General features: G+C 43.5%; 11 protein-coding genes. All 11 read left to right on the forward strand.

Annotated elements, in window-relative coordinates:
- Nucleotides 1-42 precede the first annotated feature (42 nt).
- Nucleotides 43-180: a hypothetical protein gene (locus tag QUB61_RS03390; RefSeq protein WP_333189813.1), complete on the forward strand. Its 138-nt coding sequence runs from the start codon at nucleotides 43-45 to the stop codon at nucleotides 178-180.
- 1,300 nt (nucleotides 181-1,480) lie between these two features.
- Nucleotides 1,481-1,666 carry a hypothetical protein gene (locus tag QUB61_RS03395; protein WP_333189815.1) on the forward strand — a complete coding sequence of 62 codons (186 nt, stop codon included), beginning with the start codon at nucleotides 1,481-1,483 and terminating at the stop codon, nucleotides 1,664-1,666.
- 666 nt (nucleotides 1,667-2,332) lie between these two features.
- The gene (locus QUB61_RS03400; RefSeq protein ID WP_333123619.1) at nucleotides 2,333-3,121 is read left to right on the forward strand and encodes a PEP-CTERM sorting domain-containing protein; all 789 of its coding nucleotides are present in this window, start codon (nucleotides 2,333-2,335) and stop codon (nucleotides 3,119-3,121) included.
- Between the two features lie 245 nt (nucleotides 3,122-3,366).
- Complete coding sequence (locus QUB61_RS03405) at nucleotides 3,367-3,825, forward strand: hypothetical protein (RefSeq protein ID WP_333123621.1); 459 nt, start codon at nucleotides 3,367-3,369, stop codon at nucleotides 3,823-3,825.
- A gap of 49 nt (nucleotides 3,826-3,874) precedes the next feature.
- Nucleotides 3,875-4,051, forward strand: coding sequence for a PEP-CTERM sorting domain-containing protein (locus tag QUB61_RS03410; RefSeq protein ID WP_333123624.1), 177 nt, complete (start codon nucleotides 3,875-3,877; stop codon nucleotides 4,049-4,051).
- A 183-nt stretch (nucleotides 4,052-4,234) separates the two neighbouring features.
- The gene (locus QUB61_RS03415) at nucleotides 4,235-4,666 is read left to right on the forward strand and encodes a hypothetical protein (RefSeq protein WP_333123627.1); all 432 of its coding nucleotides are present in this window, start codon (nucleotides 4,235-4,237) and stop codon (nucleotides 4,664-4,666) included.
- 24 nt (nucleotides 4,667-4,690) lie between these two features.
- Entirely contained in the window at nucleotides 4,691-4,966 is a 276-nt protein-coding gene (locus QUB61_RS03420; protein ID WP_333123630.1) for a PEP-CTERM sorting domain-containing protein, read from the forward strand.
- Between the two features lie 41 nt (nucleotides 4,967-5,007).
- Nucleotides 5,008-5,862 carry a PEP-CTERM sorting domain-containing protein gene (locus QUB61_RS03425; protein ID WP_333123634.1) on the forward strand — a complete coding sequence of 285 codons (855 nt, stop codon included), beginning with the start codon at nucleotides 5,008-5,010 and terminating at the stop codon, nucleotides 5,860-5,862.
- Between the two features lie 244 nt (nucleotides 5,863-6,106).
- Nucleotides 6,107-6,766 (forward strand): PEP-CTERM sorting domain-containing protein, encoded by a 660-nt coding sequence (locus QUB61_RS03430; protein ID WP_333123637.1) that lies wholly within the window; start codon nucleotides 6,107-6,109, stop codon nucleotides 6,764-6,766.
- 246 nt (nucleotides 6,767-7,012) lie between these two features.
- Nucleotides 7,013-7,693, forward strand: a complete 681-nt coding sequence (locus QUB61_RS03435; protein ID WP_333123640.1) for a PEP-CTERM sorting domain-containing protein — start codon at nucleotides 7,013-7,015, stop codon at nucleotides 7,691-7,693.
- A gap of 1,154 nt (nucleotides 7,694-8,847) precedes the next feature.
- Nucleotides 8,848-9,684, forward strand: coding sequence for a cyanoexosortase A (gene crtA / locus QUB61_RS03440; protein ID WP_333123643.1), 837 nt, complete (start codon nucleotides 8,848-8,850; stop codon nucleotides 9,682-9,684).
- Nucleotides 9,685-9,818: the final 134 nt, after the last annotated feature.

Raw genomic sequence — 9,818 nt, forward strand, 5'->3', positions numbered from 1 at the left:
CCTATCATCATGTTTTAATATCACTGATAATTTAGATGTCACATGAGTCGATCGTCTCGACGAAACTTCAATCAACGGCTTGGACAATTGTTGCTGAGTACGGCGGTTCCTCCTGCTGCCATCCAACAATGCCAAGCTGAATCTTGGAAGCGAGCTTTTTCCCAAAATAATATTAATTAACAAATTTGTGGCGGAAGCAGACCTGGAAATAGAATTATTAGTTCCGACATTTTTAGGTAACGATCCGCGCAGGTTTTATGGTAGAGGCGTTCCGAAAACTATGTCCCAGAAACTTGAGTCGTTCATTTAGTCAGTCAAAGTTCAGGCTGGAGTTTAGACGGATCACAACTTGACTCAGCTAACGCGCTCGTGGAAAGAATGGTTGATCAGCGAGAGAACTAGAGAGGTTAACTGATGAATTTTGGCAATTTTTTAAACTGACTTTTACCCTTTTTAACCACAGGATAGCGACATCTTTGAGTGCGAGGTTTTCCTGTTTGCCATCCGGCTGAATTTCCTTTCTAGTTTGGGAGCAACCGCCGGACTCCCAATCTTAATTAAAATTGGCAGCATTGACTGTGCAACCCTGATAGGAGTCAATTCAGGGAGGGGCTAATGCCTGGGTAGACGAATTTCCCTCACTAAATCTTTAGCTAACCATAATTGCCAGGTCAGCAATGGCCTCAAATCACTCCATCCTTGACACTGTTGGCTGAGCGCTCAGCTTGGGAATTGTCCAATGCCAGGTTTGTTTCGCACTCGCGGTACCAATCCTCTCTAGCCAAACGACGTAGATCTAGTTGCCAAATTTCATGGAGAGGTGACATTTGGATACCAACCCAAACTAATCACACCTGACTTTTATCAGCTTCAATAGCTTTGGAGAGCTTCTACCAGAGTGGCACACCCATACTAACTATCAAATAAGGCCCTCTTGTCGATGCTGGAGATACTGACACACTCCCTGCTCATTGTTGAGCGCCTAGACGGATCGGGTTTTCCCAACTCGTAAGACGTTCGTGTGTTAACGGAAGTGCACAACGGACGATCGCCCGCGCGGTATCGGTGCGATCGTACTATATCCTTGAGCGATACCTACAGGTATGCCGTGAGGCGAGGCGGTAGGTTGATGTTCATAGGTACGCTCTTTGAGGGTAGGTGCACGAGGCCTCAACCGCGCTGTATCGTAAGAAAGCCAATACTGGGCGTTCCACTTGTGACATCTGTTGGATGTATAGTTGCATCAATTTTTCCAGCGTCTGGTCTACAATCTTGCAGCGCCTCATAGACCCTTGACCACTCACCCCGAAATAAGGGATCGGCGGGCCTCATCTGGTAAACATGAGACGTGGCGGATCCTCATCAGGGCCGAAGCCCGTTCTTTGGTAGCAGATGCGGCTTGACCCAGGCATCAATAAGCTTGTTGACTCCATTTCTGTCATTGTTCAAACTTCATAGCAGGCAGATTTGAGACTTTTTGGTGAATTCTCAATTTTCTGCCCTGATGCTGTGTCCCCTTAACGATCGCAGGCAGTTTTTTTTGAGCTATTATCCCGCTATGTCAAGGGTAAACACCGACATCCAGGAATTGGCACTCAACGTAGCCCTCTTACCTGCTTTTGGCTATCGCCAAGCCCAGCCGTGCGATCGCACCGTGAACCTCTAAACTCCAATTCCGGCGTAACAGATCGTAAAGGCCACCGAAACCTATCCCTACCTCTTGGTTTGACTTTCGTCGTCGTTTTTTCCTCAAACATTACGGTTTGGCGTACACCGCTACAACTGATTTGGTATGGATGGCTAGTTTTAAGCTGTGTTGCATCTAGATTGCCTATGGTATTAGAGAGGGAGAGGGGGTGAAGGGGAGAGGGGGAGAGGATTTGACGATTTTTGATCGGGACTCGAAATATACAATTTAAATGCACAACAGCTTAGTCTCTCTAAATAGCGCTTTTTCCTGAATTGGAAACCGAGAATCGACGCACCGCATACGATCCAAGATTTTGTCCAGAGTTATAGCCCACATTCGGCACCCTCAACTGTCACCCTCGGTTTTTACTTATTTTTATCAAGCAATAAAGCTCTAAATGAGACTTTTCTACCGTAAATTAACGGATAAAAAACCTTTCACAGGCAGAATTTATAACTTAAAAAATAGAGTTTTATAAGTAATTATGCAGTGTGAAGCCTTACGGACTAAGGGTTAGAAGTTTTTATTTGAAAAAAGCATAATTTAGGACTGAGACCCGGGTGACAGCAGCCCTATTTTTCTATATACGCCCGAGAAAATACTTAATTAGAAACCATCAATCAGGCATTTTGGCTAAGTCGCATGAGCGTCTTTCCCATCTTCATCAAATCTTCATCAAACCTACTTGCTTTAACTTGTGTTTCGGTTTATCTTGAAGATGTGAAGGAAAAAAACCCGATTCCACTCAACCTAAAAATCAAGGCGCTTACAATGAAATCCCCATTAAATTTAGTCAAATCGCTTTTAGCTGTTGCCGGTGTCGCTGCTCTTAGTGCAGTATCCGCAGCACCGGCCTCCGCCTTCAACTTTAGTAATATCACTGGTGGGGATACGGTTGGAGATGCCTATGCAAGTAACTATAACTTAGAGCTAGTTGACCAGGGTGGCAGAGTTTTGTTTAACTTCTATCACTTGATAAATCCCGCCACTACTAGTAGTTTTATACGTCAAGTTTATTTTGATGATAAGAATAACAATCTGTCTGATCCCTGGCCTAACATTGGTAACTTTGGTACGGTAGCCTTTAGTGGTGGTGCTAGTAACGCTCAGCTCCCTCAAGGTGGTAATAACTTCACCACAGACTATTACTTCTCACGTGATGTTCCTGGTAATGGAAATGCTATCCAGCCTGGCGAAAAATTCGGAGTGAGCTTTGCGGGTGATTATGCTACCCTAGTTAACGCTGTGAATAGCGGTGCCTTAAACATAGGTATACACGTTCAAGGCTTACCAGGTGGTGCAAGCGATTCTTACGTCACCAGCAACACTGAAGAAACTCCTGAACCTTTAACAATGCTTGCTGCGGGAGCTGCTGTTGGGTTTGGTACTATGTTCAAAAAGCAACGCGATCAGGCTCAAAAAGCTGAATAGGCTATCATTTGAACGGGTTTTCGCTCCCGGCTTGATGCCCTACTGATTATTTTATGAGAAGTCTAAAAACCTGGTTTCAGCCTGAAACCAGGTTTTTTATTCTGTTATTTAAAGCAGTAGAAGAGGGCAGTATCTTCATCAAATCTTCATCAAACCTAATTGCGTTAACTTTTATTTCGGTTGATCTTGAAAATGTGAAGGAAAAGAACCCGATTCCACCCTACCTAAAAATCAAAGTGCCTAGGATGAAATCCCCATTAACTTTAGTCGAATCGCTCTTAGCTGTTGTCGGTGTCGCTGCTGTTAGTGCAGTATCGGCCGCACCTGCCTGGGCCTTCAGCTTTAGTAATATCGCTGGTGGCGATACGGTTGGAGATGCCTATGTAAATAGCTTTACATTTGACGTACTTAACGGGGGTTCATCAGTTTTTTTTCACATCTTCAACTTGGGAAATGCCGCAGCACCTAGTATGTTTATCAGTAAAGTTTTTTTTGATGATGATTTTGGCTATCTGTCTGAGCCCTCGCTTTACGGTACTAACGGTAGTCAGGTAAGCTTTAGTGGTGGTGCTAGTAACGATCGACTGCCTCAAGGTGGTAATGGCTTCACCACAGACTATGCCTTCTCACCTCAGACTGGTGCTGACAATGTATTTGGTATCCAAGCTGGCGAAATTTTGGGGGGGATTGAGGTTTACTGGTAATTATAATAACGTAATTTCCGCTTAGAATAGCGGTGCCTTAAGAGTAGGTTTGCACGTTCAAGCCTTACCAAATGGTCAAAGCGATTCTTACATCAGCAGCAGTGGCAACACTCAAGAAACTCCTGAACCTTTAACAATGCTTGCTGCGGGAGCTGCTTTTGGGTTTGGTACTATGTTCAAAAAGCAACCCGAGAGGGCTCAAAAAGCTCCATACGCTATCATTTGAACTGGTTTTCGCTCCCGGCCCTACTGCCCTACTGATTATTTTATGAGAGGTCTAACAACCTGGTTTCAGCCTGAAACCAGGTTTTTTATTCTGTTATTTAAAGCAGTAGAAGAGGGCAGTATCTTCATCAAATCTTCATGAAACATCATTGCGTTAACTTTTGTTTCGGTTTATCTTAGAGATGTGAAGGGAAAAAACCAGATTCCACTCTACTTAAAAATCAAGGTGCCTACGATGAAATCCCAATTAACTTTAGTCAAATCGCTCTTAACTGCTGCCGGTGTCGCTGCTCTTAGTGCAGTATCCGCAGCACCTGCCTCCGCCTTCTACTTTGCTAATATCGCTGGTGGCGATACGCATGGAGATTCCTATGAAAATAGCTTTACATTGGACGTAGTTAACCAGGCTTCATCAGTTTTTTTTAACGCCTCCAACTCGGGAGATGCCGCAGATCCTAGTATGTTTATACGTGAACTTTTTTTTGATAATAAAGGCTATCTGTCTGCTCCCTTGGTTAATATTGGTAACGTCGGTCAGGTAGCCTTTAGTGTTGGTGCTAGTAACGATCGGCTCCCTCAAGATGATAATGGCTCCACCACAAACCTTGACTTCTGACGTAACACTGGTGGTGGTAATGTATTGGGTATCCAAGGTGGCGAAATTTTGGGATTGAGGTTTACTGGTGATTGTAAACTCGTAATTTCCGCTTTGAAGGACCGTACCTTAAAATTAGGTTTGCACGTTCAAGCCTTACCAAATGGTCAAAGCGATTCTTACATCAGCAGCAGCAGTGGCAACACTCAAGATATTCCTGAACCTTTAACAATGCTTGCTGCGGGAGCTGCTGTTGGGTTTGGTACTGTGTTCCAAAAGCAACGCGCTCAGGCTCAAAAAGCTCCAGCAGCAAGCATTTGAACTGGTTTTCTCTCCCCGCTGGATGCCCTAATGATTATTTTATGAGAGATATAAAAACCTGGTTTCAGCGTGAAACCAGGTTTTTTATTCTGTTATTTAAAGCAGCAGTAGAAGAGGACAGTATCTTCATCAAATCTTTATCAAACCTCATTGCGTTAAGTTTTGTTTCGGTTTATCTTGAAGATGTGAAAGAAAAGAACCAGATTCCACTCAACCTAAAAATCAAAGTGTCTAGGATGAAATCCCCATTAACTTTAGTCAAATCGCTCTTAGCTGTTGCCGGTGTCGCTGCTGTTAGTGCAGTATCTGCAGCACCCGCGTCCGCCTTCAGCTTTGGTAATATCGCTGGTGGGGATACGCCGGGAGATGCCTATGTAAATAGCTTTACATATACCGTAACTAAGCAGGGCTCAGCAGTTCGTTTTGACATCTTCAACTCTGGAAATGCCGCAGCTCCTAATATGTTTATCAGTAAAGTTTTTTTTGATGATAATGGCTATCTGTCTGCTCCCTCGCTTTACGGTACTAACGTTGGTGAGGTAAGCTTTAGTGGTGGTGCTAGTAACGATCGGCTGCCTCAAGGTGGTAATGACTTCACCACAGACTATGCCTTCTCACGTAACCCTGGTGGTGGTAATCTAGGGGGTATCCAAGGTGCCGAAAGTTTTCCAGTGAGCTTTCGCGGTGATGATATTAACATAATTGCCGCTTTGACTACCGGTGCCTTAAGAATAGGTTTGCACGTTCAAGGCTTACCAAATGGTCAAAGCGATTCTTACATCAGCAGCAACACTCAAGATACTCCTGAACCTTTAACAATGCTTGCTGCTGGAGCTGCTGTTGGGTTTGGTACTGTGTTCAAAAAGCAACGCCAGAGGGATCAAAAAGCTCCATAGGCTATCATTTGAACTGGTTTTGGCTCCCGGCTTGATGCCCTAATGATTATTTTATGAGAAATATAAAGACCTGGTTTCAGCGTGAAACCAGGTTTTTTATTCTTTATTTAAAGCAGTAGAAGAGGGCAGTATCTTCATCAAATCTTCATCAAACCTCATTGCGTTAACCAGTGTTTCGGTTTATATTGAAGATGTGAAGGAAAAAAACCAGATTCCACTCTACCTAAAAATCAAGGTCCCTAGGATGAAATCCCCATTAACTTTAGTCAAATCCCTCTTAGCTCTTGCCGGTGTCGCTGCTGTTAGTGCAGTATCGGCAGCACCTGCCTCCGCCTTCGGCTTTGGTAATATCGTTGGTGGGGATCCGCCGGGAGATGCCTATAAAAATAGCTTTACATTTGACGTAATCAACCAGGGTTCATCAGTTATTTTTAAAATCAAAAACTCTGGAAATCCCGCCGCTCTTAGTATGTTTATCAGCAAAGTTTTTTTTGATGATAATGGCTATCTGTCTGCTCCCGTGGCTAACATTGGTAACGTTGGTACGGTAGAATTTAGTGGTGGTACTGGTAACGATCAGCTCCCTCAAGGTGGTAATAGCTTCACCACAAACTATGCCTTCTCACGTAACCCTGGTAATGGTAATGCAAAGGGTATCCAGGCTGGCGAAACTTTGGGATTGAAATTTACTGGTAATTATAATAACGTAATTTACGCTTTGAATAGCGGTACCTTAAGATTAGGTTTGCACGTTCAAGCCTTACCAGGTGGTGCAAGCGATTCTTACATCAGCACCAACACTCAAGATACTCCTGAACCTTTAACAATGCTTGCTGCGGGAGCTGCTGTTGGCTTTGGTACTATGTTTAAAAAGCAACGCGATCGAGCTCAAAAAGCTCGATAGGCTATGATTTGAACTGGTTTTGGCTCCCGGCCCTACTGCCCTACTGATTATTTTAGGAGAGATATAAAAACCTGGTTTCAGCGTGAAACCAGGTTTTTTATTCTGTTATTTAAAGCAGTAGAAGAGGGCAGTATCTTCATCAAATCTTCATCAAACCTGATTGCGTTAAGTTTTGTTTCGGTTTATCTTGAACAGGTGAAGGAAAAGAACCCAATTCCACTCAACCTAAAAATCAAGGTGCCTAGGATGAAATCCCCATTAACTTTAGTCAAATCGCTCTTAGCTCTTGCAGGTGTCGCTGCTGTTAGTGCAGTATCGGCAGCACCTGCCTGGGCCTTCAGCTTTGGTAATATCGCTGGTGGGGATACGCCGGGAGATTCCTATGTAAATAGCTTTACATTTGACGTAGTTGACCAGGGTCAATCGGTTCTTTTTAACATCAAAAACTCTGGAGATGCCGCCGCTCCTAGTATGTTTATCAGTAAAGTTTTTTTTGATGATAAGAACTCTTTTTTTGATGATGATACCTATCTGTCTTCTCCCTTGGTTAACATTGGTAACGTTGGTCTGGTAGAGTTTATTGGTGGTGCTAGTAACGATCAGCTCCCTCAAGGTGGTAATAGCTTCACCACAAACTATGCCTTCTCACGTAAAACTGGTGATGGTAATGCCTTTGGTATCCAAGGTGGCGAAAGTTTGGGATTGAAGTTTACTGGTGATTACGATCTAGTAATGTCCGCTTTGAATAGCGGTGCCTTAAAATTAGGTTTGCACGTTCAAGCCTTACCAAATGGTCAAAGCGATTCTTACATCAGCAGCAACACTCAAGATACTCCTGAACCTTTAACAATGCTTGCTGCTGGAGCTGCTGTTGGGTTTGGTACTATGTTCAAAAAGCAACGCCAGAGGGATCAAAAAGCTCCATAGGCTATCATTTGAAATGGTTTTGGCTCCCGGCCCTACTGCCCTACTGATTATTTTATGAGAGGTCTAAAAACCAGGTTTCAGCCTGAAACCTGGTTTCTTATTCTCTTATTTAAAGCTGTAGAAGAGGGCAGTTAGGACTCTCAGATTGCTAAAACCTTTAATCTACAACGCTCGTAATCCTGACTCCTGTTTTCCCCCGTGCACGGGGGGTAGTCAGTAGGGTGCGTCGTCCCGTCAGGGTGACGCACAATTTTTGGCGGGAACTTACCTCACTCATCATGCGGAGTGTCCCAATTAACGGGGTAAGAGGCGGACTCGCCAAGTAATGAGGCTCCGCACCCTAGAAATTTATTTGCTGGTTCGATTGAAAAACCAGGTTTCCTATGGTTAGGACTAAGGCAAAAAAAACCCGGTTTATCCGAAAAATCGTGGATGCTCCCTTGAGATATTGACGCAGAAACCTGGGTGAAGGCGCCGCGTGCGTCCAGGACTGATGGCTTTATTTCAAGGACTTGACACTCTCAGGTCTAAAGACACGCTCGATTCTTTAAAAGGAGATAATCACCGTCGATTGTTGCTCGAACTGTAACTCGAGCGGCCGTATTTACTCGAATCTCAGTGTCACAGGATGCGCGGTGCCAATTGCGTCTCCTCTCAAGAAATGCAAGCATGATTGAGGCTACTTGTTTTTAATTTTGTTGCTTCACTCACTTGTTAGTCTTTACTTGCAGGGGCTGAGTAAGCGGCTGCTAGGCACCAAACCAATCATTTCGAGTAGTCGTCTTTTAACTAGGTGTCCTAATGCTGAGCTATGCGTTGCATCTGAGTCTCACCCATCCATCAAGTTCCACAGTGTCTACTAACATCCGATCAAAGATTGACGGGGATTAAAATCCCCCGTGCGATGCACGCTCGCGTAGCCGAAGAGTCGTTTCCCTAGGAAGGTTTCGAGCCACTGAGTTGTCCACATCCGGTACTATTTTTATGATATCATCTAACAATAGTTCGGACTATTTTTACTTCGTAGTCTGAAACCCTGGATTTTTCGTTGGTAGCTCGATTGCCGAATTGCCCTGAAACCCTTGTTCTAGCGTTGGTAATCAAAAACGGGCCGAAGTATTGATCTCATCAATCAACTAATAACTAATATCAAAATGTTCAAAAGAAAACTTTTTGGGCTAATCATTATCGCTACAGGTTTAGTAACCCTGAATATGACACTCCTGTGGAAACTGGGGGATATTGCTCATTTTTGGATGAGTATAGTTTTTTGGCTCGCTGTGGGTTCCCTACTTTGGGAAAAGCAGGATATTCTCAAACAGAGTGAGGGAAAAAGTGACGTATTATCGACTGTCGCTGGGACAATATTAATAGCTTTTATTTTATTTAAAAGTGCTATGGTTTCCAGTAAGTTCGATCCTTTTTTAAGATTGGCACCTTTTTTGTCGGGTTTAGGTTTGAGCTTAATTGCGGTAGGTTTTCATAATTTAAAACAATATTGGCGTGAATTGGTAATACTATTTTTTCATGGCATCCCCAGTGTAATTACGTTACCTTTAGTGGGTATTGTTACTTCGATTACTGCTAGGTTTGCTTATTATTCTTTGTGGTATGTGGGTTTTAATGTAACACGTCAGGGTAATTATATTGCTTTACCGACAGGAAGGGTGTTTGTAGATGGGGGATGTTCGGGTATCGAGGCAATGAATTACTTATTAGGTTTATCTGTAGTGTGTTTGTTGATGTTTCCTACTAAACAAAATAAAGCTTTGGTAATAGGTGTAGCTATGGCTTGTGGTTTTATTATTAATGCTTTTAGAGTGGCGACAATGGCCTTGTTAGTTGCATCTAATCGCCTCGATTGGTTTAAATATTGGCATGAGGGTGAAGGTTCTTTAGTGGTGGGGATGGTGGCGGTGATTTTGTTTGGGATATTTTATCAATATATGTTGAAACGAGATAGCAAAATTAGTCAAACTTCAGGAAATTAATTAGTTTAAATTTGAGGTAATATAGCCTTTCTCAGTAACATGTTCCGACGTGCCCACGGGCATAGGCCTCCGTGGCCTCCGTGGCCTCCGTGGCCTCCGTGGCCTCCGTGGGCATACCTCACCACGCTTGAGAA

The sequence above is a fragment of the Microcoleus sp. C2D2 genome, assembly GCF_036702495.1.
Taxonomy (GTDB): domain Bacteria; phylum Cyanobacteriota; class Cyanobacteriia; order Cyanobacteriales; family Microcoleaceae; genus Microcoleus.